General features: G+C 58.3%; 21 protein-coding genes. 13 read left to right on the top strand and 8 right to left on the bottom strand.

Translation table 11 applies throughout. The features are described 5' to 3' along the window. Nucleotides 1-70 precede the first annotated feature (70 nt). The 3 genes from PH5382_RS03825 (at nt 71) to dgt (ending at nt 3,326) form a co-directional block, all read left to right on the top strand. Complete coding sequence (locus tag PH5382_RS03825) at nt 71-838, top strand: sulfite exporter TauE/SafE family protein (protein ID WP_058333042.1); 768 nt, start codon at nt 71-73, stop codon at nt 836-838. A 125-nt stretch (nt 839-963) separates the two neighbouring features. After that, nucleotides 964-1,851 carry a cation diffusion facilitator family transporter gene (locus PH5382_RS03820; protein WP_058333041.1) on the top strand — a complete coding sequence of 296 codons (888 nt, stop codon included), beginning with the start codon at nt 964-966 and terminating at the stop codon, nt 1,849-1,851. 128 nt (nt 1,852-1,979) lie between these two features. Beyond that, nucleotides 1,980-3,326 (top strand): dGTP triphosphohydrolase, encoded by a 1,347-nt coding sequence (gene dgt, locus PH5382_RS03815; RefSeq protein WP_058333318.1) that lies wholly within the window; start codon nt 1,980-1,982, stop codon nt 3,324-3,326. 78 nt (nt 3,327-3,404) lie between these two features. Here the strand turns inward: dgt and PH5382_RS03810 are convergent, their stop codons facing one another. Continuing rightward, complete coding sequence (locus PH5382_RS03810) at nt 3,405-5,003, bottom strand: phosphoenolpyruvate carboxykinase (protein WP_058333040.1); 1,599 nt, start codon at nt 5,001-5,003, stop codon at nt 3,405-3,407. A 354-nt stretch (nt 5,004-5,357) separates the two neighbouring features. Here PH5382_RS03810 and PH5382_RS03805 point away from each other — a divergent pair, with 354 nt between their 5' ends. From PH5382_RS03805 to PH5382_RS03775, 7 genes are read left to right on the top strand one after another with little or no spacing between them, the layout of a single operon-like run. Then, nucleotides 5,358-6,062 (top strand): response regulator transcription factor, encoded by a 705-nt coding sequence (locus PH5382_RS03805; RefSeq protein ID WP_058333039.1) that lies wholly within the window; start codon nt 5,358-5,360, stop codon nt 6,060-6,062. Nucleotides 6,063-6,095: 33 nt separating this feature from the next. Then, the gene (locus tag PH5382_RS03800) at nt 6,096-7,811 is read left to right on the top strand and encodes a sensor histidine kinase (protein ID WP_058333038.1); all 1,716 of its coding nucleotides are present in this window, start codon (nt 6,096-6,098) and stop codon (nt 7,809-7,811) included. A gap of 4 nt (nt 7,812-7,815) precedes the next feature. After that, nucleotides 7,816-8,274, top strand: a complete 459-nt coding sequence (locus tag PH5382_RS03795) for an HPr kinase/phosphorylase (RefSeq protein WP_058333037.1) — start codon at nt 7,816-7,818, stop codon at nt 8,272-8,274. Next, nucleotides 8,267-9,133 carry an RNase adapter RapZ gene (rapZ, locus tag PH5382_RS03790; RefSeq protein ID WP_058333036.1) on the top strand — a complete coding sequence of 289 codons (867 nt, stop codon included), beginning with the start codon at nt 8,267-8,269 and terminating at the stop codon, nt 9,131-9,133. Before PH5382_RS03795 ends, rapZ begins: the two co-directional genes overlap by 8 nt. A gap of 22 nt (nt 9,134-9,155) precedes the next feature. Beyond that, nucleotides 9,156-9,563 carry a PTS sugar transporter subunit IIA gene (locus PH5382_RS03785; RefSeq protein WP_058333035.1) on the top strand — a complete coding sequence of 136 codons (408 nt, stop codon included), beginning with the start codon at nt 9,156-9,158 and terminating at the stop codon, nt 9,561-9,563. Further along, entirely contained in the window at nt 9,564-9,833 is a 270-nt protein-coding gene (locus PH5382_RS03780; protein ID WP_058333034.1) for an HPr family phosphocarrier protein, read from the top strand. Between the two features lie 35 nt (nt 9,834-9,868). Further along, on the top strand, nt 9,869-10,762 hold the full coding sequence (locus tag PH5382_RS03775; RefSeq protein ID WP_197409998.1) for a lysophospholipid acyltransferase family protein: 894 nt from the start codon (nt 9,869-9,871) through the stop codon (nt 10,760-10,762). Nucleotides 10,763-10,861: 99 nt separating this feature from the next. Here the strand turns inward: PH5382_RS03775 and PH5382_RS03770 are convergent, their stop codons facing one another. Beyond that, nucleotides 10,862-11,737: a 3-hydroxybutyryl-CoA dehydrogenase gene (locus PH5382_RS03770; protein ID WP_058333032.1), complete on the bottom strand. Its 876-nt coding sequence runs from the start codon at nt 11,735-11,737 to the stop codon at nt 10,862-10,864. Nucleotides 11,738-11,894: 157 nt separating this feature from the next. Here PH5382_RS03770 and PH5382_RS03765 point away from each other — a divergent pair, with 157 nt between their 5' ends. Beyond that, nucleotides 11,895-12,719, top strand: coding sequence for a DUF6473 family protein (locus tag PH5382_RS03765; protein ID WP_058333031.1), 825 nt, complete (start codon nt 11,895-11,897; stop codon nt 12,717-12,719). Between the two features lie 194 nt (nt 12,720-12,913). Here PH5382_RS03765 and PH5382_RS03760 read toward each other — a convergent pair whose 3' ends face one another. From PH5382_RS03760 to PH5382_RS03735, 6 genes are all read right to left on the bottom strand, one after another. Next, nucleotides 12,914-13,843, bottom strand: coding sequence for an electron transfer flavoprotein subunit alpha/FixB family protein (locus PH5382_RS03760; RefSeq protein ID WP_058333030.1), 930 nt, complete (start codon nt 13,841-13,843; stop codon nt 12,914-12,916). Continuing rightward, complete coding sequence (locus tag PH5382_RS03755; RefSeq protein WP_058333029.1) at nt 13,843-14,601, bottom strand: electron transfer flavoprotein subunit beta/FixA family protein; 759 nt, start codon at nt 14,599-14,601, stop codon at nt 13,843-13,845. The genes PH5382_RS03760 and PH5382_RS03755 overlap by 1 nt, the downstream gene beginning before the upstream one ends. A 397-nt stretch (nt 14,602-14,998) precedes the next feature. Next, on the bottom strand, nt 14,999-15,571 hold the full coding sequence (locus PH5382_RS03750) for a cob(I)yrinic acid a,c-diamide adenosyltransferase (protein ID WP_058333028.1): 573 nt from the start codon (nt 15,569-15,571) through the stop codon (nt 14,999-15,001). Nucleotides 15,572-15,574: 3 nt separating this feature from the next. Further along, nucleotides 15,575-15,781, bottom strand: coding sequence for a twin transmembrane helix small protein (locus PH5382_RS03745; RefSeq protein ID WP_058333027.1), 207 nt, complete (start codon nt 15,779-15,781; stop codon nt 15,575-15,577). A gap of 70 nt (nt 15,782-15,851) precedes the next feature. Further along, on the bottom strand, nt 15,852-16,682 hold the full coding sequence (locus PH5382_RS03740) for an SDR family NAD(P)-dependent oxidoreductase (protein WP_058333026.1): 831 nt from the start codon (nt 16,680-16,682) through the stop codon (nt 15,852-15,854). A gap of 47 nt (nt 16,683-16,729) precedes the next feature. Continuing rightward, nucleotides 16,730-17,458 carry an SH3 domain-containing protein gene (locus PH5382_RS03735; RefSeq protein ID WP_058333025.1) on the bottom strand — a complete coding sequence of 243 codons (729 nt, stop codon included), beginning with the start codon at nt 17,456-17,458 and terminating at the stop codon, nt 16,730-16,732. 312 nt (nt 17,459-17,770) lie between these two features. Between PH5382_RS03735 and PH5382_RS03730 the strand changes: the two genes are divergently transcribed. After that, a complete protein-coding gene (locus tag PH5382_RS03730; RefSeq protein ID WP_058333317.1) occupies nt 17,771-20,116 on the top strand; it encodes a DNA topoisomerase IV subunit A in 2,346 nt (781 codons plus the stop codon). A 137-nt stretch (nt 20,117-20,253) separates the two neighbouring features. Next, the gene (locus PH5382_RS03725; protein ID WP_058333024.1) at nt 20,254-20,838 is read left to right on the top strand and encodes a hypothetical protein; all 585 of its coding nucleotides are present in this window, start codon (nt 20,254-20,256) and stop codon (nt 20,836-20,838) included. Nucleotides 20,839-21,086: the final 248 nt, after the last annotated feature.

The following is a 21,086-nucleotide window of genomic DNA, read 5'->3' as shown; positions in this document are numbered from 1 at the left end:
AATGTTGCGTGACGGAATTCTTCTGATGCGGTCGGTTCAATCTGCCTGACTGCAGTGATAGAGCAGGGGTATGAGCCAGTTTTTCAGCCTGATCTCCCCCACTGATCTATCCATTGCCTTTGCGGTTGCGCTGCTTGCCGGCACGGTCAAGGGCATGGTCGGTTTTGCGCTGCCGATGATCCTTGTGTCAGGGTTGAGCCTGTTCATTTCACCCGAACTGGCGCTGGCGGGACTGATTCTGCCCACGCTGGTAACCAATTGGATGCAGGCCCTGCGGCAAGGGGCGGGGGCCGCCTTTGCCTCGTTGAAACGGTTCAGGATCTTTCTGCTGGCTGGATTGGTGTTTTTGTTGGCCAGTGCCCAGATGGTCCGGGTGCTGCCGCAGCAGGTGATGTTCCTGGTGATCGGAATTCCGGTGACGGTGTTCGTGCTGTTGCAGCTATTCGGAGTGGCACTGACGCTTGCCAAACCGACCCCCCGCACAGAGATACTGGTCGGGGCTTTTGCCGGGCTGATTGGTGGAGTGTCAGGTGTGTGGGGGCCGCCAACGGTGGCCTATCTGACCGCGCTCGGCACGGAAAAGAGCGAACAGATCCGAGTGCAAGGCGTAATCTACGGCATGGGAGCGGTCGCTTTGCTGGTGGCACATGTGGGATCAGGTGTGGTGCGAGCAGAGACACTGCCGTTTTCGATCGCTCTGGTTCTGCCTGCGGTGATTGGGATGTGGATTGGCGGCAAATTGCACGACCGAATTGATCAATCGGTTTTTAAGCGCGCAACGCTTATTGTGCTTTTGCTGGCCGGAGTGAATCTGCTGCGCCGCGGCTTGATGCTATAGGTCAGTTTTGGGGGGTAGCCTGGCACTAAGCGGGCTCTAATCCGGGGCAAAGCGCGCGAATTGAGTACAGGTGAGGCCTGGATCAGGATATTGGGATGGGCCATTGGTGTGGGGAGACAAGCGGAATGAATGCAGAGCGACTTGCCCTCGGATCGATCCTGATTGCGCTGGTGGTGCTGGGGCTGAAACTGGCGGCCTGGTGGCTGACAAGTTCGGTCGCCTTGCTGTCGGATGCGCTGGAATCCCTGGTCAATGTGGGTGGCGCGGTGATGGCCTGGATGGCCGTGCACTATGCCAAACGACCAGCGGATGCGGGACACCCCTTCGGGCACCACAAGGCGGAGTATTTCTCGGCGGTGGTCGAAGGTATCATGATCATCATCGCCGCGCTGTTGATCGTCGAACAATCCATTCATGCGCTTGCGAACCTCCGCTCGACCGCCGATTGGGGGCAGGCGGGGCTCTGGGTGAATGCCCTTGCTTTGGCGTTGAACCTGTTGTGGGCGCGGGTGTTGATCAAGCGCGGTGGTGCGCTCAATTCTCCGGCTTTGACTGCGGGTGGGCGTCATTTGATGAGCGATGTCTGGACTTCGGTCGGGGTGCTGGGTGGGCTGATCCTGGCGCTGATAACCGGGTGGGTTATCCTGGACCCGCTTTTGGCGCTGCTGGTGGCCCTGAATATCCTGCGCGAAGGCTACGCTGTTGTGGTTTCATCGGTGAATGGGCTGATGGATTCCGCTGCTCCGCCGGAAGAGCGCGCCAAGATTGAAGAGATTTTGCACCGAGCGGCCGAAGGGGCACTGCAGGTGCATGGGCTCAAGACCCGTCGTGCCGGGGTGGCGCTGTTTGTCGAATTCCACATGGTGGTGGAGGGGACGATGACGGTGCAGGCTTCGCATGCGATCTGCGACCATATCGAAGACGCGATCCAGGCAGAGCTGCCAGAGGCGCAGGTGAATATCCATGTGGAACCTGAGCACAAGTTGGAACCTTCGGGGATTGCGCCGGGCTGACGTATTGGTGACGCATCGGTGAGACGCGTGGCGAAGTATTTGCATTTCGTCGCTGGCTCCCGTTAAAGCGCAGCTGAATTCGACAGGTCGAACCACAAAGCACAGGCACAGGAGCACAGATGATGGTGATGCAATGGGACAGGTTGTTGAACCCGGGGCGGCTGTGTCGGCCAGACTTTCCTGAGGCTCCAGGGCGGCCCGCCTATCTGCAGGACTATGACCGGATTCTGTTTTCTGAACCCTTCCGCCGTCTGGCGCAGAAAACCCAGGTGCATCCGCTTTATGAACACGACCATGTGCATCACCGGATGATCCACAGCCTTGAAACCGCCAGCGCGGGGCGGTCATTGGGGGTATTGGCAGGGCAGGCGATGCTGGATGCCGGATATATCACGCAGGCGCAACGAGATGTGGTGGCCGGCACCATTCAGGCCGCGTGCCTTGTGCATGATATCGGCAACCCACCCTTTGGCCATTCCGGCGAAGACAGCATCGGCCAGTGGTTTGCCGCGCAGTTTCAAAGCAGTACCGGTGTGGCTGGCGCGATCCCCAAGGCGCAACAGGCCGAGTTTGAAGAATTCGAAGGTAACGCCCAAGGCTTTCGCATTGCTGCCCGACTGGAGATGGCGCGACGCGAAGGCGGCATGCGGCTGTCCTACGCCACGCTGGGAGCCTTTATGAAATACCCCTGTACCGCCGAGGCGCGTCAGCTGGCTGAGCCGGGCTATGTGGGGCTGAAGAAATTCGGCGTGTTCGGCTCTGAGGCGACCCTGTTTGCCGAAGTAGCCGAGGCGCTGGGGCTGCGGGCTGTCGGGGCGGGTGCAGCAAAATGCTGGCGCCGCCACCCGCTAGCCTTTCTGGTCGAGGCTGCGGATGACATTTGCTACCGGATCCTGGATCTGGAGGATGCCGCCACGGTGGGCGATCTCAGCAGCCAGCAGGTGATCGACTGCCTGGAAGAGATCGCAGGCAAGCCCAACCGAGCCGATGATCCCATGATGACGGTCCGTGAAATCGTGTCGATGCGTCGCGCTGGTGCCATTCATCAGGCGATTGAGGCCGCAGTCGGGGCCTTCATGGAAAATTATGATGCGATCATGGCAGGTGATTTTAACGACGGGTTAATGGAGGTGTCCTCGAAGGCTGCTGCCTTTGACCAGATGAAGGAGATCTCCAACGCGCGGATTTTCACGGCGCAGCGCAAGACAGAACTGGAGATCGCCGGGCGTCAGGTGATCTTTGCGGTGCTGGACCATTTTCACGGGCTGTATCGGGATCTGCGGGCCTGTGACTGGGAGGTCGAAACCTTCCTGGAGCAGCATGGCTATTGGGCTAAACTGGTGCGGGCGGTGGATCTGGATCTGCGCGGCATTACCGATGAATACACTGCAATGCACAGCCTTGCGGATTTTGTTTCAGGTATGACAGACCGTTATGCCGTCAAGGTGCGTGATATGGTGGCTGGACGGATCTGAAGGCACAAATCACCGACCGCTGCCCAATAAAAAACCCGGCCAGTGGCCGGGTTTTCTGTTTCTGACAAAGTGGAAGCCTTAGCCGATTGCGGCGGCTTTTACGTCTTCGTCGATGTAGGGCAGATACTGCTGGAAGTTGTTGGAGAACATCTCGACCAGTTTGGCGGCCTGCTTGTCATAGGCGGCTTGGTCGTCCCAGGTGCGGCGCGGGTCCAGCAGCACTTCGGCAACGCCAGGAACCGAGACGGGCACATCAAAGCCAAAGTTGCTGTCCTTGCGGAACTCTGCCTCAGCCAGCGAGCCTTCGAGCGCTGCCGTCAGCAGGGCGCGGGTGGCGCGGATCGGCATGCGCGAGCCAACGCCGTAGGCCCCACCGGTCCAGCCGGTGTTGACCAACCAGCAGGTTGCGCCATGCTGGGCGATCTTGTCGCGCAGCAGGTTGCCGTAGACTTCGGGGCGACGTGGCATGAAAGGCGCGCCAAAGCAGGTCGAAAATGTCGGCTCGGGCTCGGTCACGCCACGCTCTGTGCCGGCCACCTTGGAGGTGAAACCAGACAGGAAGTGGTACATCGCCTGCGCCGGGGTCAGACGGGCGATGGGAGGCAGCACACCAAAGGCATCACATGTCAGCATGATGATGTTCTTGGGGTGGCCACCAATCGCGGTGTCAGAGGCGTTGGAGATATAGTGCAGCGGATAGGCGCAACGCATGTTGGCCGTCAGGCTGTCGTCCTCGAAATCCAGCTCTTTGGTCTCTTCGTCAAAGACCATGTTTTCGATCACGGTGCCGAATTTCGAGGTGGTTGCGTAGATTTCAGGCTCTGCCTCGGGGTTGAGGCTGATGGTCTTGGCGTAGCAGCCGCCTTCAAAGTTGAAGGTGCCGTTGTCGGCCCAGCCGTGTTCATCGTCGCCGATCAGCACACGGTCGGGATCAGCCGACAGGGTGGTTTTACCGGTGCCAGAGAGGCCAAAGAACACGGCGGTGTCGACGGGATTGCCCTTGGCGTGGTTGGCCGAGCAGTGCATCGGCATGATGCCTTTTTCGGGCAGCAAGTAGTTCAGCAGGGTAAAGACCGATTTCTTGTTCTCACCAGCATATTCGGTGCCACCGATCAGGATCATCTTGCGATCAAAGTTCATCGCGATGACGGTTTCCGACCGGCAATCATGACGCTTGGGATCGGCCTGGAAGCTGGGGCAGTTGATGACAGTGAAGTCAGCCACAAAATCATTCAGATCTTCGCGTTCGGGGCGACGCAACATGGTGCGGATGAACAGCCCGTGCCAAGCAAGTTCGGTGACCATGCGTACGTTGATCGAATGCTTGGGGTCAGCGCCACCAACCAGATCCTGTACGTGGTAGTCGCCACCCTTCATGTGCTCCAGCATATCGACATAAAGATTGTCGAAACCCTCGGGCGACATCTCGGCGTTGTTTTCCCACCAGATGGTGTCTTTCACGCTGTCGGATTTGACCACGTGTTTATCTTTGGGGGAGCGGCCGGTGAACTTGCCGGTGGTGACGAGGAAAGCGCCGCCATTGCCCAGGGTGCCTTCGTCGCGCTTCAGAGCTGCCTCAACAAGAGCAGGCTCCATGAGGTTGTAATGGACATTGCCCAGACCCTCGATACCTTGATCCTCGAGGCGGAAATTCGGGTTAACCCGTCCAGATGCCATGTGTTCTCTCTCCTGTGGCGGCGATGCGCGCCGCATACATTAAAAGCTGCGCCCCAAGGCAAATCGGGGCAGAAGTGCCGGTAGCGACACCGGTTAGGCGGGTCTTAACATGACGTTTCCATGACTGAACAGGACGGTTTGGCGCAGTTAGCGCCATCAAGGCGGAGTTTAGCGCAACCATTGTTTGGAACCGTGCAGCGGTAGCGGTTCTTCAACCAATGATAAGACATTTTTGCCCTAATTGGGCCCAAAGAATGCCGTGATTCGCCAATGGGGATTGATTCGATGGTTGAAAACAGCGATTAAGGTAAAAAAAATACAGGCTATAACCGAGCAGATTTAGGGGCAAATCCAATGTCGAAGATTGCTTTGGTGGATGATGACCGCAACATTTTGACCTCCGTGGCAATGACGCTCGAGGCCGAAGGGTTTGAGGTGGAAACCTACAACGATGGGCAGGCCGCGCTGGATGCCTTTAACAAGAAACTGCCAGACATGGCTGTGCTCGACATTAAAATGCCGCGCATGGACGGGATGGATCTGTTGCAGCGACTGCGTCAGAAAACCCAGATGCCGGTGATCTTTCTCACCTCCAAGGATGATGAGATCGACGAGGTTCTGGGCCTGCGCATGGGCGCGGATGACTATGTCAAAAAGCCATTTTCACAGCGCCTTTTGGTCGAACGGATTCGCTCGTTGTTGCGGCGCCAGGAAGCCATCAGCAGTGACGAGGCGGGCACCCCCAGCCCAGAGACCAAGGTCATGGACCGGGGCAATCTGCGCATGGATCCGCTGCGTCATGCGGTCAGCTGGAAGGGCAATGATGTCTCGCTCACGGTGACAGAATTCCTGCTGTTGCAGGCACTGGCGCAGCGTCCCGGGTTTGTCAAAAGCCGCGATCAGCTGATGGATGTGGCCTATGATGATCAGGTCTATGTGGATGACCGGACCATCGACAGCCACATCAAACGCCTGCGCAAAAAGATGCGCTCGGCGGATGGGGATTTTGCTGCGATCGAGACCCTTTACGGGATCGGCTATCGCTACAATGAGGAATAAGGTCTGCATTCGGGTCCAGGGGGGCTGCAAAAGATGCGTGACACTGGTCTAGGACAAAACCAGCGTGATGGAGATGTGGTTCTGGGTGACGATTGGGTCGCGCCAGACCGCACTGTTGCGGCTGAAATGCAGGTGAAACGGGCGCGGCGCGGCTTCTTCTCGTTGAAAGGCTCGCCCCTCACCCGCAAAATCATCACTTTCAACCTGATCGCTCTGATCATCATGGTTGCCGGGATTCTCTATCTCAATTCCTCCCGTCAGAGCCTGACCAAACAGCGCGCCGGTGCCCTGGTTTCCGAGGTTGCGCTGATTGCGGATGTTTTTGAGGCGGTGCTGCCCTCGGCTGGGGCGGTCAGTCTCACCACTGGGGATGGCATTGATGTTGAGGAAACACTGTCGCAGCTGACCCTGCGCGGCGGGGTAGAGGCCTTTGTTTTTGATACCTCTGGTGTCCTGGTCGCAAAGGTGACCGGCGTGGGTCGTTCTGACCTGCTGAATGCGTTGAATGAAGGCACCAAAAGCCGAACTCTGATCACGGATGCTCTGTCGAGCCTGTGGTCCACGGTTGGCGGGGTGTTCAAATCAGCGGATTCGGGCAGCGCTCAGATTCTGCCCCTTGAAGAACAGCTGCGCGCCTTGGCGCAGAAATCCCTGACTGATGCTGCCCAGATCGAAGTGGTGGCGGATACCAGCGGTGGCACCGTGTTTTCGGCGGTGGCACCGATTCTGAGCAATGGAACGGCTATTGGTGTCGTTGCTCTAGCCTCCCCGATTGGTGAAATTGATGCTTTAGTCCGCAGCGAACGCGAGCGGGTGCTGCAGATGTTCATCGTGGCACTTCTGGTCTCTGTTGGATTGAGCCTGGTGCTGGCCTCGACGATTGCTAATCCTCTGGCGGACCTTGCCGAAGCGGCTGAACTGGGGCGTGACAGGGATGCGCGTAAGGCGCAATCCGGGCGCATTCGCATTCCGGACCTGTCGGCGCGCCCGGATGAAATCGGCCGGTTGAGCCGAGCCCTGCGTGGCATGGTCAAGGCGCTCTATAGCCGGATTGACAGCAACGAACAATTTGCCGCCGATGTGGCGCATGAAATCAAAAATCCTTTGGCCAGTCTGCAATCTGCCGTCGGCACCCTGCGCATGGTCAAACGCGATGATCAGCGCGAAAAACTCATGGAGGTGATCGAGCACGACGTGCGCCGTCTTGATCGGCTCGTCAGTGATATTTCCAATGCCTCGCGGCTGGATGCGGAATTGGTCAAAGAGGAAGAAGAGGAATTCGACCTCCTCAATATGCTGGGCAATCTCAATCAATACCTTGGTGAGGACGCCCGCGCCAAGCATATCGACTACATCACAGACCTGCCGCAACGACCTGTGATGATTCAAGGGCTTGAGGCCCGTCTGGCGCAGGTTTTTGTCAACCTGATCACCAATGCGATTTCGTTCTGCGATGAAGGCGATGCCATCCGGGTCTGGGCGCGCAGACGTGACAATCGGGTCTTGATCGTGGTCGAAGACACCGGCCCCGGCATTCCCGAACAGGCCCTGGCCAAGATCTTTAAGCGGTTCTATTCCCAGCGTCCGGTTGAACACTTCGGCAACAACTCAGGCCTTGGTCTGGCGATCTCGAAGCAGATCGTAGAGGCCCATGGCGGGGTGGTCTGGGCCGAAAACATTCGCCCCACCGAGGCCGATGTGACCTCTGAACCGCTGGGTGCGCGTTTTGTCGTGGGTCTGCCCGTCTGAGCTTATGACACATTCCTTGCCCCGTGTTATTCTGCATGCCTCTTGTGTGGTGGTCGCGGGGCGTGGGCTGCTGATCTGCGGACGGTCTGGCAGCGGGAAATCTGGACTTGCCTTGCAGTTGATGGGCTATGGCGCCGGGTTGGTCGCGGATGACCGGGTGGAACTATGGGTGCAGGCGGATCACGCGCGCCGAGAGGCGCAGGTGATGGCCGGGGCACCGGATGGGCTACCAGCGCTGATCGAGGCGCGTCATGTTGGTCTGCTCCGGGCTGATTTGCAGCCGCCTGTGCCGCTCTGTGCTGTTGCGGATATGGACAGGGTTGAAACCGAACGGCTTCCGGTTCAAATGCACACAACCGTTCTGGACCATGAATTTGCGCTGTTTCACCGTGTGGACAGTCCTCATTTCGCAGCTGCCCTGATGCAATATCTCAAAGCCGGAGCTCTGGACGCCGATGTCTGAACCTGACCTGAAGATAACACCAACTGTTCTGGTTACCGGCCCTTCCGGTGCCGGGCGCACTACGGCGATCAATGTGCTCGAAGATCTTGGTTTTGAAGCCATTGATAACCTGCCCTTGCGACTTTTGCCGGGGCTTGTGGAGGCCGCAGGTGCGTCGCGCCCCATGGCGCTGGGACTGGACAGTCGCAACCGGGATTTTTCACCGGCGGCACTGCTGGATGTCATTGATATGCTGGAGGCACAAGCAAACACGGACCTGTCGGTGCTCTATCTTGAATCGCGCCCCGATGTGTTGTTGCGGCGCTATTCCGAAACGCGCCGTCGTCATCCGCTAGCGCCGGCAGAGACGCCCGAGGTCGGGGTGCAGCGTGAACTCAACCTGATGGCCCCAATCCGTGAGCGGGCTAGTTTGCTGCTCGACACATCAGACATGAATGTGCATCAGCTGAAGGCCGAGATCGAACACCTGTTTGCGCCACAGGGCCGCAAGCTGGCGCTTTCCGTGCAGAGCTTCTCTTACAAGCGCGGGGTGCCGCGCAGTATTGATATGGTGTTTGACTGTCGGTTTTTATCCAATCCCTACTGGAAAGAGGCCCTGCGCCCCCTGAATGGACGGGACGAGGCGGTGCAGACCCATGTTCAGGCCGACCCTCGTTATCAGGGCTTTTTTGACCGGGTGCTGGATCTCACACGGTTCTTGCTGCCAGCCTACCGCGAAGAAGGCAAATCGCATCTCTCCATCGCCTTTGGCTGTACCGGCGGGCAGCATCGATCCGTCACCCTGGCAGAAACTCTGGCGAAAGCCCTTGCGGAAGAGGGGCAGCAGGTGTCAATTAGACATCGCGAGCTGCAAAGCTAGCAAAAACACGGAGTAGGCAGGGTTGATCGGTATTGTGATCGTGGCGCATGGCGGGCTGGCCAGAGAGTATCTGGCGGCTGTTGAGCATGTTGTGGGTCCGCAGCCCAATCTGATGGCGATTGCCATCGGGCCAGAGGATGACCGCGAAGACAAGCAAGGCGAAATCTGCGCTGCCGCCGACATCGTCGACAGCGGGGATGGTGTTGTGGTTGTCACGGATCTGTTTGGTGGTTCCCCCTCGAACCTGAGCCTCAGAGCCTGCGCTCCGGTCAATCGACGCATTTTATACGGAGCGAATTTGCCCCTTTTGATCAAGCTGGCCAAATCCCGTCATCTTGCCGTTGGCGAGGCGGTCCGTCAGGCGATGGAAGCTGGGCGCAAGTATATCAACTCTCAAAATGTTAATCCCGAAGGGGAACAGGCGCGCTAAATGACTTTGAAGACACTGAAAATCGTGAATGAAAAAGGGCTTCATGCTCGAGCCTCGGCTAAATTGGTGGAGGTCGTCGAAGGGTTCGACGCCACGGCAGAGGTCTCAAAGGACGGGATGTCGGCTTCTGGCGATAGTATTATGGGTCTTTTAATGTTGGCAGCCTCGAAAGGAACGACTATTGACGTCGAGACTTCGGGGCCGGATGCTGGTGCCCTTGCTGATGCAGTGGAAGCCCTGGTGGCAGATAAATTCGGCGAAGGTTTCTAAATCGCATGGCCCCTCGAAATGACGGGAATGGCACAGTGGCGGATACCGCACATGAGCAAAATACCGGCCTGACGCCGGAGGCTGAGGACGCAAATGGCGAGGTCTATGACCGACGCACGTTGACCTATGCCAATTCCTTTGATGATCGCTGGACCTCGCTGACCATCAAGGCCATCGAATGGATGACAGGCAAGCTGACCATCCTGCGCATGGTCAAGAAATTCGAAAGCCAAAACGCAGAATACCGCGGCCAAAAATTCTGGCGTGGGGCGCTGAATATCATGGGCATCAATCTGATGACCCCCGAAGAGCAGATCAAACGCATTCCTGGTGACGGCCCGGTGGTGATTGTCGCCAACCATCCGCACGGGATGGTGGATGGGATGATCTTTGCCGATCTGATCGGCCGGGTGCGGCAGGACTACCGGATCCTGACCCGCTCGGTCCTGACTGGCCTGGATGAGGCCGCGACCTCTTTCATGATTCCGGTGCCGTTTCCGCATGACCCGGATGCGCAAAAGAAGATGGTTGAAATGCGCGCCAAGACCATGACCCACCTGAAGGCGGGAGGCGTTGTGGCATTGTTTCCCTCGGGCGTGGTGATGTCATCCGAGACCTGGTTTGGCCCCGCCATCGAGCAGGAGTGGAATGTTTTTACGGCCCAGCTGATCCGCCGCTCCGGCGCGCGGGTGGTGCCGATCTTCTTTCCCGGCAACAACTCTCGCAGCTATCAGATCGCCAACAAGATCTCCCCGATCCTGCGTCAGGGGCTTTTGCTGCATGAAATCGTGCGGTCCTGCAATAAACCTCAGGCGCCAGTGGTCGGAGAGCCGCTGAGCGAGGCCCAGATGGAGCAGCTGCACAGCGATCCACGCGGTTTCATGGCCTGGTTGCGGGAACATACGTTGAAGCTGGGGAACAAAGACTGAGCTGAGCAGTCGCTGTAAGTTACCAGGGTTTGCAAAAAAAAAGCGCCCTGTCAGAGGGCGCTTTTTGCATTTGTGATCCGGCACAAGGTGGCGAATGGCCTACCGGGTCGGTACAGGCTCTTCACCGCGGTAGTCATAGAAGCCGCGCTGTGTCTTGCGACCCAGCCAGCCAGCCTCGACATATTTGGTCAGCAGCGGGCAGGGGCGGTATTTGGTGTCAGCCAACCCGTCATGCAGCACGTTCATAATCGCAAGGCAGGTGTCGAGGCCGATGAAATCTGCCAGTTCCAACGGGCCCATGGGATGATTGGCGCCCAGCTTCATCGATTCGTCGATGGATTTGACCGATCCGACCCCTTCATACAGGGTATAAACCGCCTCGTTGATCATCGGCATCAGGATCCGGTTGACGATGAAGGCAGGAAAATCTTCGGCGCTGGCGGCGGTCTTGCCCAGGCGTTCCACCACGGTGCGGCAGCTGGCGAATGTCTCTTCATCGGTGGCAATGCCGCGGATCAACTCGACCAGCTGCATCACCGGCACCGGGTTCATGAAGTGAAATCCCATGAAGCGTTCAGGGCGATCCGTGCGGCTGGCCAGACGGGTGATCGAGATCGAAGAGGTGTTCGAGGTGAGAATCGTATGTGGCTGCAGATGCGGTTGCAGGTCTTCAAAGATCGCCTGCTTGACGGTTTCACGCTCAGTCGCGGCCTCGATCACCAGATCAGTAGCGCCAATATCAGCCAGCGATAGCGTTGGCGTGATGCGGGCAACCGCCTCTGTCACTTCGATTTCGCTGATCTTGCCGCGGCTGGCCTGACGGGCTAGATTTTTGTGAACGGCGCTGACGGCGGCATCAAGTGCCTGCTGATTTACGTCATTTAAAACAACCTCATAGCCTGCAAGGGCCATGACGTGGGCGATACCATTGCCCATCTGACCTGCGCCAATTACGCCAATTTTCTTGATATCCATGCCGATGGCTCCTGGTTTGCCTGCGCCGTGACCTTAGCGACTGCTTCGGGGCGGGCACAAGGCTGTGCCTTTGGAATTTTAGGTGAAATTTAACTTTAGGAAATTTGCAATCTTTGGCGCGCAAAGTGATCCTTGGGTGAATAAATTGGTGGGAGCTATGAGCTACGAACTCAAAAGCGCGGGCGCGCTTTCGGGGGGTACGTGCTGTTATGCCGGATCACGGCTGCCAGTACGAGGCCCCAGACGAGACTTAACGACTCCATATATCGCGTTCCTTGGTGGTACCGAGGTGTTTGGCCGTTTTGTCAAAACGCCCTTTTCGGATGTGACCGAATCCTTGCTGCAGTTTCCCTGTGTCAACCTGGCGGGGGTCAATGCGGGCCTTGATGCCTTTATGACCGACGAGGCCTTGCTGAAGGTTGCGGGCGAGGCAGAGGTGGCGGTGGTTCAGCTTCTGGGGGCGCAGAATATTTCCAACCGCTATTACCGGGTACATCCGCGGCGCAATGACCGTTTCCTGCAGGCGCATCCGGCGCTCATGCAGCTCTACCCTGAGGTGGACTATACCGAATTCCATTTCAACAAGCACCTTCTGACTACGTTGCAGGCGCTGTCAGAGGAGCGTTTCGCGATCCTACAGGACCATCTGCAAGAAACCTGGCTGTCGCGCATGCAGCAGGTGATAGAGGCCCTGCAGGGCCATGTGGTCATGCTCTGGATTACCTATGATCTGGTCGGGAACGCCGTCTTTGGGCATGAGCCGGTTCTGGTGGATCGCGCTATGGTCAAATCGCTCGAATCGCAGACCATGGGCCTGCTTGAAGTCGATGTCGCCACGGCAGGGCAGGTCGATGACTTCGAAGGCATGGCCATGGGAGAGCTGGATTTCCCGGCGGCGCAGCACATGCTGGGCCCGCGGGAGCATGAGCGCATTGGCTGTCTGTTGGCAGAAACGTTGCATCGGTTTGCCAAACGCAGCTGACTGTATCGCCAAGGAGTCGGCTTTTAGACTGGGCGATCTGTTGCCACCAAGGCGCGCTGCCAAATCAAGAAAGCTGTCAAACCAAGAAAGCGATCCATGTAAGAAAAACGGGGCCCGCTGAAACAGCGCGCCCCGTTTTCTACTTTTGATTTATCAGGCCGCAGGTCAGACCTGCACCCTGATGTTCCGTCTGCTTAGCCGAGTTTTTCGGTCAGTTCAGGTACGGCGGCAAAGAGATCGGCAACCAGACCAAAGTCAGCAACCTGGAAGATCGGTGCTTCTTCGTCTTTGTTGATCGCGACGATCACTTTGGAGTCTTTCATGCCAGCCAGGTGCTGAATGGCGCCCGAGATGCCGATGGCAACATAAAGATCCGGTGCCACGACCTTGCCGGTCTGACCAACCTGCCAATCGTTCGGGGCATAGCCCGAATCGACCGCTGCGCGCGAGGCGCCAACAGCGGCACCCAGCTTGTCGGCGAGGCCTTCGATCAGTTTGAAGTCTTCTTCGGAGCCAACGCCACGACCACCGGAAACCACGACACCAGCCGAGGTCAGCTCGGGACGATCCGATGCGGCAACCTTGTCTTCGACCCATTCCGACAGACCCGGGTTTTCAGCGGCACCAATGGTGTCAACTGAGGCAGAGCCACCGTCGCCAGCGGCGTCAAATGTCGCGGTGCGGAAAGAAATGACTTTCTTTGCGTCCGAGGATTTGACGGTCTGGATTGCGTTACCCGCATAGATTGGACGCTCAAAGGTAGAGCCGTCGATCACGCCGGTTACATCCGAGATCACCATGACATCAAGCAGAGCGGCCACGCGGGGCAGCACGTTCTTGGCGTCGGTGGTCGCAGGGGCGACGATGTGCTCGTAGTCACCCGCCAGCGAGGCGATCAGCGCCGCTGTGGGTTCCGCCAGGCGGTGGCCAAGCGATGCATCTTCGGCAACCAGGACCTTGGCAACGCCAGCGATCTTGGCGGCTTCGGCACCGGCTGCAGCAGCAGAGGCACCAGCGGCCAGAACAGTCACGTCACCCAGAGCGCCAGCAGCGGTCACGGCCTTTGCAGTTGCGTCCAGCGCCAGGGCGCCGTCGGTGACTTCAGCAAGGAGAAGAACAGCCATTACACAGCCCCCGCTTCTTTGAGTTTCTCGACCAGCTCATCAACAGAGCCAACCATGATGCCGGCGGCACGGGCCGCAGGCTCGGTGGTGGACACCACTTCGAGACGCGGGGTGACATCGACGCCGTAGTCAGCAGCGGTCTTTTCGGCCAGCGGCTTTTTCTTGGCTTTCATGATGTTCGGCAGCGACGCATAGCGTGGCTCGTTCAGGCGCAGATCAACGGTGACGATGGCAGGCATCTTCACGCTGATAGTCTGCAGACCGCCGTCAACTTCGCGGGTCACTTTGGCGGTGTCGCCATCGATGTCCAGCTCAGAGGCAAAGGTACCCTGCGACCAGCCCAGAAGGGCGGACAGCATCTGACCAGTTGCGTTCATGTCGTTGTCGATCGCCTGTTTGCCAGCCAGAACGATGCCAGGCTGCTCTTCATCGACGATGCCTTTGAGGATCTTGGCAACGGCAAGCGGTTCGATGTCGGTGTGAACGTCATCAGCAGCAACCACCAGGATGGCGCGGTCAGCGCCCATGGCCAGCGCGGTGCGCAGCGTTTCCTGGGCCTGCTTTACGCCGATTGAAACGGCAACGACTTCGTCAGCCTTGCCCGCTTCCTTGAGGCGGATGGCCTCTTCCACGGCGATTTCGTCGAAGGGGTTCATCGACATTTTGACGTTGGCGAGATCGACACCGCTTCCGTCCGCTTTGACGCGGACCTTCACGTTATAGTCAATCACGCGTTTGACAGGCACAAGTACCTTCATTTTACGTTCTCTCCTTAACAAACGGCACACCGCCGGAACGGCTGCCCTCTATGCTCTCGCGCTGTTGATACCGGCTCAGCCCGGGTCACAACAGGGAAAAATCGTCACGTTGTAGTTCGCAGACGTCGCGTTTGGCTGTTTGCCACGACAATCTTGCAAGAATGTTTCGTGAGGGCTGCTCGCATTTCCTTTGGTGTCCCTTTGCAAAAGACCCGAAACCATGCTGGCTGCCTGCGCGGGCTGTGACCAAACCTGCGCAGGTTAGTGGTAGGGGCGAATCGGCCCTCTGTCGATGGGGTTTGCCTGCGGGTGACGCTGCGACGCAGCATGTGACGTGACTGCAGCCTGTGCGCGGCCAATAAGCGGCCTGCGAGCCGCCCGCTTGCGTGTCGCGCTATCAGCGATTGGCGCCTGGCACCCAGAGCACGTCTTTGGCGCCGTTGTCATTAGCCGCCCTCGAGGCCACGAAGAACCAGTCGGACAGCCGGTTGAGGTAGGTCACCGCAATAGGGTTGATGGCTTCGACACTGGCTAGTTCGGTCGCAAGGCGTTCACCGCGCCGTGCCACAGTGCGACAGACATGCAGATGCGCCGCCAGTGCACTGCCGCCGGGCAGGACAAAACTGCGCAGCGCTGACAGGTCCTTGTTCATCGCATCGATTTCAGCTTCGAGCCGGTCTACCTGGGCCTGCACCACGCGCAGTGGCGGGGATTCGGCCTCAGCGTCCTGCGCCATGTCGGGGCGGCACAGGTCGGCGCCCAGATCAAAAAGATCGTTCTGGATGCGCGACAGGGCGGCGTCCCTTTTATCCGCGGCCTGCAAGCGGGCGACCCCGATAAAGGCGTTGAGCTCATCCGAGGGGCCATAGGCGTTGACGCGGGCATCATGTTTGGCAACCCGTGTGCCATTGCCAAGCGCTGTATCGCCTTTGTCACCGGTGCGGGTGTAAATCTTGTTCAGGACCACCATGGATTACTGACCTCCCTGACCGCGGAAATAGACATAGGCGACCAGCAGAACCACCGCGAGAAACTGGAGCAGCAGCCGCAGCCGCATCAGTTTGTTGGCGTATTTGTGGTTGAAGGCACCGCCTTTGCCAAAGCCGCCAAGGCCGAGCACCAGAACCACCACGACAGCCGCCATGGCCATAACGGCAAGAATATAAAGCGGATCACCCATTGCGCATTTCCTTTGCGTTTTGCTGCTGCAGGTCTAGCCTTTGGCGACCTGATTGGCGACAGGGAATTGGTTATTTCAGCCGTGCAAGGATGCGGTCAATTGCCCGGGTTGTGAGGATGCGGCGCAGAAAACCGGCGATATATGTGGGGGTCGTCACATAGTAACGCGGCCGGGGGTGGCGCGATTCGCAGGCATGGATCAGCTTGGTAGTTACCGCCGATGCGGGAAGCTCAAACCGGTCTGGCCCGGCGCTTTCATAGAGCCGCTTCAGCAGGCTGTTTTCATAGCGTTGGCGCAGGGCAGAATTCTCCCAGTCAATATGGCGTTCAAAGTGGGGAATCGCATTTTCGCGAAATTTCGAGGTCACAGGCCCAGGCTCGATCAACACCACCTTGATGTCGGTATCGCTCAACTCGACTCGCAGTGTGTCCGATAGCCCTTCGAGGGCATATTTTGTCGCTACATAGGCGCCACGCCAAGGAAAGGAGACAAGGCCCAATATGGACGAGTTCTGCACAATGCGGCCATGTCCCTGCGCGCGCATCACCGGCAGCACCTGCCTGGTGAGTTCATGCCAGCCAAAGACATTGGTTTCAAAGATTTCGCGCAGCCCGTCTGTGGCAAGATCTTCAATCGCACCAGGCAAGCCATGCGCGCCATTGTTAAAAAGTGCGTCCAGCGTGCCGCCGGTCGCGGCGAGCACTTCAGCAAGGCCCGTGGTGATGCTATCGGCGTCGCAATAGTCGATGCGCGGGGCGTCAAAGCCTTCGGTGCGCATCCGGTCGCAATCGCGCTGTTGGCGGCAGGAGGCAAAGACCCGCCAGCCGCGATTGCGCATACTGCGTGCAGCGTCCAGGCCGATCCCGGAGGAGCAGCCAGTGATCAGAATGGATTTTTGCATCAATGTCTCTTACCTGACTGGATCGATAGGGGATCCACGTCAGGTGTTTATGAGCGTTTCTTGCCCACGAGGGAAGCGGCAACCCAGCCTACCTTGTTGCCTTTCTTGGTGCGCAGCTGCAGCCAGCCGGTGCCGCTGTCCTCGATTACCAGAACCTCGTCTCCGGCCAGCAGGCGGGCGAGCACAGGGTAGATGGTGCCTGGTCCCTGGCGCATATTGACCCGGGAGGCCCGAATTTGGCGCAGATCTAGGTAGTCTTCGCTACCGGTATTGGTGTTTCCGGTCGTGTCGAGCCCGGCGAGGCTCGCGGTTTGTGCCCCCGTGTTTTGCGTGCTGGTATTTGTTTCACGATCATAGTTGGCGGTCAGGGCGACGAGCCCGCCTTGAATGACGTCCAGCTGCAAGGGGCGCGCTGTCGTGCCGACTGCATCCCCAGTGGCAAAGGCGTTTCGGCTGTCCTGCAATGTGGCACCCGCCGAGACGATTTTTGCCAGTGCAATGGTCTGGCGGTGGTTGGGGTCAGCGGCAGGGCGCTGCGAAATGACAGCGGGTGTGGGGGCTTCTTGCAAGACCTTGGATCCGACCAGGGCAGCGGCACGCTGTTTCGCGGACTGACGGAATTTTGTAGCTCCTGCTGTCGGCACAGCTGCGGTTTGCTGCGCAATCTGGCGGGGCTCATCTGTTGGACGGTTAAGCGGTGTGAAATCGAGACCGCCACTCAGCTCAAAAAAGCCCCAGCCCAAAAAGGCAAAGGACACCATTACAAAACGCGACATAGCGCATCCCCCCACAACAAAATCAATAGCGGCAATGAGTGGTGGCAGACCCTAAAAGGTTGGAACACCGGCCTGAACCACTGCGGCAGAATTCGAGCCGCCATAGTAGATAAGTTACGTTAATACATTTCAAATTAGCACGAAGCACAGGGGAGAGTCCTGCGCCTTCTCCCCCTTTGGGGCGCAACAGACTGTTTCCGGCTGCGTTCGTCTGGCAGCGATCTTCTCCGAATACTGGAGAATTCAGGGATGGCGGTGGATAAATCGGAACCATCGCTTTACCGCGGCAGGCGGGGGAAGTATCACCAAAGCATGAACGACTTGGTAGATGACCCCGACGCCCCGCTGCCGCAAAACGGCGAGATCATGGAACCCCTGCGCCGCGCCATTGGTGAGCGGTACCTGACCTATGCGCTGAGCACGATCATGCACCGGGCGCTGCCCGATGCGCGCGACGGTCTGAAACCGGTGCACCGGCGCATTCTCTACGCCATGAGTCGCCTGCGGCTCAGCTCTTCGGGTGGGTTTTTGAAATCTGCCAAGATTTCCGGCGACACCATGGGTGACTTCCACCCCCATGGTGATGCGGCGATCTATGACGCGATGGCGCGTCTGGCGCAGGATTTCAACGTGCGCTACCCGCTGGTCGATGGTCAGGGCAACTTTGGCAATATCGACGGCGATAACCCGGCGGCCTCGCGCTATACAGAAGCGCGCATGACCTTCATCGCCGAGGCGATGCTGGACGGCCTATCTGAGGACGCCGTTGATTTCAGGGATAACTATGACGGCCGTTTGACGGAACCTGCGGTTCTGCCTGCGACTTTTCCCAATATTCTTGCCAATGGCTCGACGGGGATTGCGGTTGGTATGGCGACCAATATTCCGCCGCATAACATAGCTGAACTGATCGATGCCTGTATCCACTTGATCAAAGCGCCGGGTGCGGATGATGACACCCTGCTGAAATATGTGCCGGGACCGGATTTTCCGACGGGGGGCATCATTGTCGAGCCACGCGAAAACATCGCCAAGGCCTATCGCACCGGGCGCGGATCTTTCCGTCTGCGCAGCACCCATGAAGTCGAAGACCTGGGTCGTGGCCAGTGGCAGATCGTGGTCACCGAGATCCCTTATCAGGTGCAAAAATCCAAGCTCATCGAGAAGATCGCTGAGCTGATCCAGACCAAGAAGGTGCCGATCCTTGCGGATATCCGTGACGAATCGGCCGAAGATGTCCGCATCGTGCTGGAGCCGAAGTCGAAGAACGTCGACCCGGATGTGCTGATGAACATGATGTTCCGCAATTCCGATCTGGAAGTGCGTTTCAGCCTCAACATGAATGTGCTGATCGATGGGGTCACGCCCAAGGTCTGCTCGATGAAGGAAGTGCTGCGCGCCTTCCTCGATCACCGCCGTGACGTGTTGCAGCGCCGCTCGCGCCACCGCATGGCTAAGATCGACCACCGGCTTGAGGTGCTGGATGGTTTCATCATCGCCTTCCTAAATCTGGACCGGGTGATCGATATCATCCGCTACGATGACGATCCCAAAGCCGCTCTGATGCGGGAAAACTGGGATCTCGATCATCCGCGTGCCCTTAGCGATGCGGACTATACCAGCCCGGCCAAGGGTCCGGGTGAGCTGAGCGAGGTGCAGGCCGAAGCGATTCTCAACATGCGGCTGCGATCGTTGCGCCGCCTTGAGGAAATGGAGCTGACCCGCGAACGTGATGCGCTACGCGATGAGCGCGCGGGACTGGTGGAGCTGCTGGGGTCGGACGATCTGCAATGGAACAAAATCACCGATCAGTTGCGCGACACCAAAAAGCAGTTCGGCAAGGATTACGAGGGCGGCGCGCGCCGCACGCTCTTTGCTGAGGCTGGCGAAGTCGAAGAGGTGCCGCTGGAGGCGATGATCGACCGCGAGCCGATCACGGTTGTCTGCTCGCAGATGGGCTGGATCCGGGCAATGACTGGCCATATCGATCTGGCGCGTGAGTTAAAGTTCAAGGATGGCGACGGGCCACGCTTCATCTTTCACGCTGAAACCACCGACCGGTTGTTGGTCTTTGGCAGCAATGGCCGGTTCTACACCGTCAGCGCCGCGAATCTGCCCGGTGGCCGTGGCATGGGCGAACCCCTACGCCTGATGGTGGATCTGCCCAATGAGGTCGAAATCGTCGATATCCTCATTTACAATCCTGAGGGCCGTCTGCTGGTGGCATCCTCGGCGGGGAATGGCTTTATCTGCGCCGAAAAGGAAATCGTGGCGCAGACCCGCAGTGGCAAACAGGTGTTGAACGTCAAGGATGACGACCGCGCACAGATCTGTATTCCGGTTACCGGCGATCACGTGGCGATTGTCTCGGAAAACGGCAAGTTCCTGGTTTTCTCGGTCGAAGAAATGCCGGAGCTGACCCGTGGCAAGGGCGTGCGACTACAGAAATACAATATGGCGCGCGGCAAGCAGGGCTCGCTGGAGCTGGATGGTGGGCTCAGTGATGTCACCACCTTCAACTGGGATGATGGCATCTCCTGGGAAATGGGTGGCGGCAAGACCCGCCATGAAACTGATCTCAGCCAGTGGCTGGGCAAACGTGCCGGCGTGGGCAAACGTCCACCTTATGGCTTCCCGCGGAACTACAAGTTCAAGTGATTTGAGCAGAAAGCCGCAAGTGATCTGTGACTCTCGCGCCACCTTGGTGCGGGCAGCGACACTCTCTGGTTTGCCAGAGAGTGTGCTCTGGTCTATCCCAAAGGCAGATCCATTCCTTCGACCTGCATGAGGCCCTGATGTTCCGAATTTTTGCTTTCCTGGCCGCGATGCTGGTCCTGCTGACCGCCTGTGGCGAGACGACCCTGAACGAAGCGCCGGAGGATCTTGGCGATTTCAATATGCGGGTCTCCTTTGTTTACACGGACAAGGCGCTGCAATGGCCGCTGTCGCGCGCCGCCGAGCCTTCGGAATGGAACGCGCCGATTGAGCGGGCCATGGAGGCACGCCTGGGCCGCTACAATGGTACCGGCAAATATGACGTCGCCGTCACCCTCGAAGGGTTCCTTCTGGCGACCGGCGGCATCCCGGTTCTGGTCAATCCCAAAAGCGCCGCTGTGGTGAATGTCTTTGTCTATGATGTGAAGACAAAGACCTATCTCGCCAAAGAGCACCAGATGAAGATCTTTGAAGACACCACCGGCGAAAGCGCCATCATCGGGTCCGGCTACAGTCGCACCAAGGAAGAGCAAATCGACGGGCTGTCGCTGCGCATCATTGATGCGCTCGAAGAATATATGGCTGAACAGCACGCAGAACATGGCTGGTTTGCCCCGAAGGATCCTGCCACTGCGCAATCGTCTGCAGCCCCTGAAGAAAGCTGATTGCGCCGGAGCAATTGGGGAAACCTGACCTGCTGTGCCGCGACGGAACAGCAGGTCGCAGGCCTAGTTTGGCCAAAACCACTCTGGCCAAGCAGGAACGGCTTGATTTTTACCTTTAAACCAAGTACGCCGCGCGCGCAGAGGTAACTTGGGTCGGCTGTCGACCCTCTATTTCAAAAGGGCGCCTAACAGAATGGCTAAGGAAAAGTTTGAACGTAATAAGCCGCACGTCAACATCGGCACCATCG

This window comes from Phaeobacter sp. CECT 5382 (genome assembly GCF_001457775.1).
Lineage (GTDB): Bacteria > Pseudomonadota > Alphaproteobacteria > Rhodobacterales > Rhodobacteraceae > Pseudophaeobacter.
Note: the sequence above shows the minus strand (reverse complement) of the source record. Positions and strands in the feature narration are given on the sequence as shown.

Coding starts and splice junctions, on each gene's coding strand:
- PH5382_RS03825 (WP_058333042.1), top strand. CDS start 71: ATGAGCCAGTTTTTCAGCCTGATCTCCCCCACTGATCTATCCATTGCC.
- PH5382_RS03820 (WP_058333041.1), top strand. CDS start 964: ATGAATGCAGAGCGACTTGCCCTCGGATCGATCCTGATTGCGCTGGTG.
- dgt (WP_058333318.1), top strand. CDS start 1,980: ATGCAATGGGACAGGTTGTTGAACCCGGGGCGGCTGTGTCGGCCAGAC.
- PH5382_RS03810 (WP_058333040.1), bottom strand. CDS start 5,003: ATGGCATCTGGACGGGTTAACCCGAATTTCCGCCTCGAGGATCAAGGT.
- PH5382_RS03805 (WP_058333039.1), top strand. CDS start 5,358: ATGTCGAAGATTGCTTTGGTGGATGATGACCGCAACATTTTGACCTCC.
- PH5382_RS03800 (WP_058333038.1), top strand. CDS start 6,096: ATGCGTGACACTGGTCTAGGACAAAACCAGCGTGATGGAGATGTGGTT.
- PH5382_RS03795 (WP_058333037.1), top strand. CDS start 7,816: ATGACACATTCCTTGCCCCGTGTTATTCTGCATGCCTCTTGTGTGGTG.
- rapZ (WP_058333036.1), top strand. CDS start 8,267: ATGTCTGAACCTGACCTGAAGATAACACCAACTGTTCTGGTTACCGGC.
- PH5382_RS03780 (WP_058333034.1), top strand. CDS start 9,564: ATGACTTTGAAGACACTGAAAATCGTGAATGAAAAAGGGCTTCATGCT.
- PH5382_RS03770 (WP_058333032.1), bottom strand. CDS start 11,737: ATGGATATCAAGAAAATTGGCGTAATTGGCGCAGGTCAGATGGGCAAT.
- PH5382_RS03765 (WP_058333031.1), top strand. CDS start 11,895: ATGAGCTACGAACTCAAAAGCGCGGGCGCGCTTTCGGGGGGTACGTGC.
- PH5382_RS03760 (WP_058333030.1), bottom strand. CDS start 13,843: ATGGCTGTTCTTCTCCTTGCTGAAGTCACCGACGGCGCCCTGGCGCTG.
- PH5382_RS03755 (WP_058333029.1), bottom strand. CDS start 14,601: ATGAAGGTACTTGTGCCTGTCAAACGCGTGATTGACTATAACGTGAAG.
- PH5382_RS03750 (WP_058333028.1), bottom strand. CDS start 15,571: ATGGTGGTCCTGAACAAGATTTACACCCGCACCGGTGACAAAGGCGAT.
- PH5382_RS03745 (WP_058333027.1), bottom strand. CDS start 15,781: ATGGGTGATCCGCTTTATATTCTTGCCGTTATGGCCATGGCGGCTGTC.
- PH5382_RS03740 (WP_058333026.1), bottom strand. CDS start 16,682: ATGCAAAAATCCATTCTGATCACTGGCTGCTCCTCCGGGATCGGCCTG.
- PH5382_RS03735 (WP_058333025.1), bottom strand. CDS start 17,458: ATGTCGCGTTTTGTAATGGTGTCCTTTGCCTTTTTGGGCTGGGGCTTT.
- PH5382_RS03730 (WP_058333317.1), top strand. CDS start 17,771: ATGAACGACTTGGTAGATGACCCCGACGCCCCGCTGCCGCAAAACGGC.
- PH5382_RS03725 (WP_058333024.1), top strand. CDS start 20,254: ATGTTCCGAATTTTTGCTTTCCTGGCCGCGATGCTGGTCCTGCTGACC.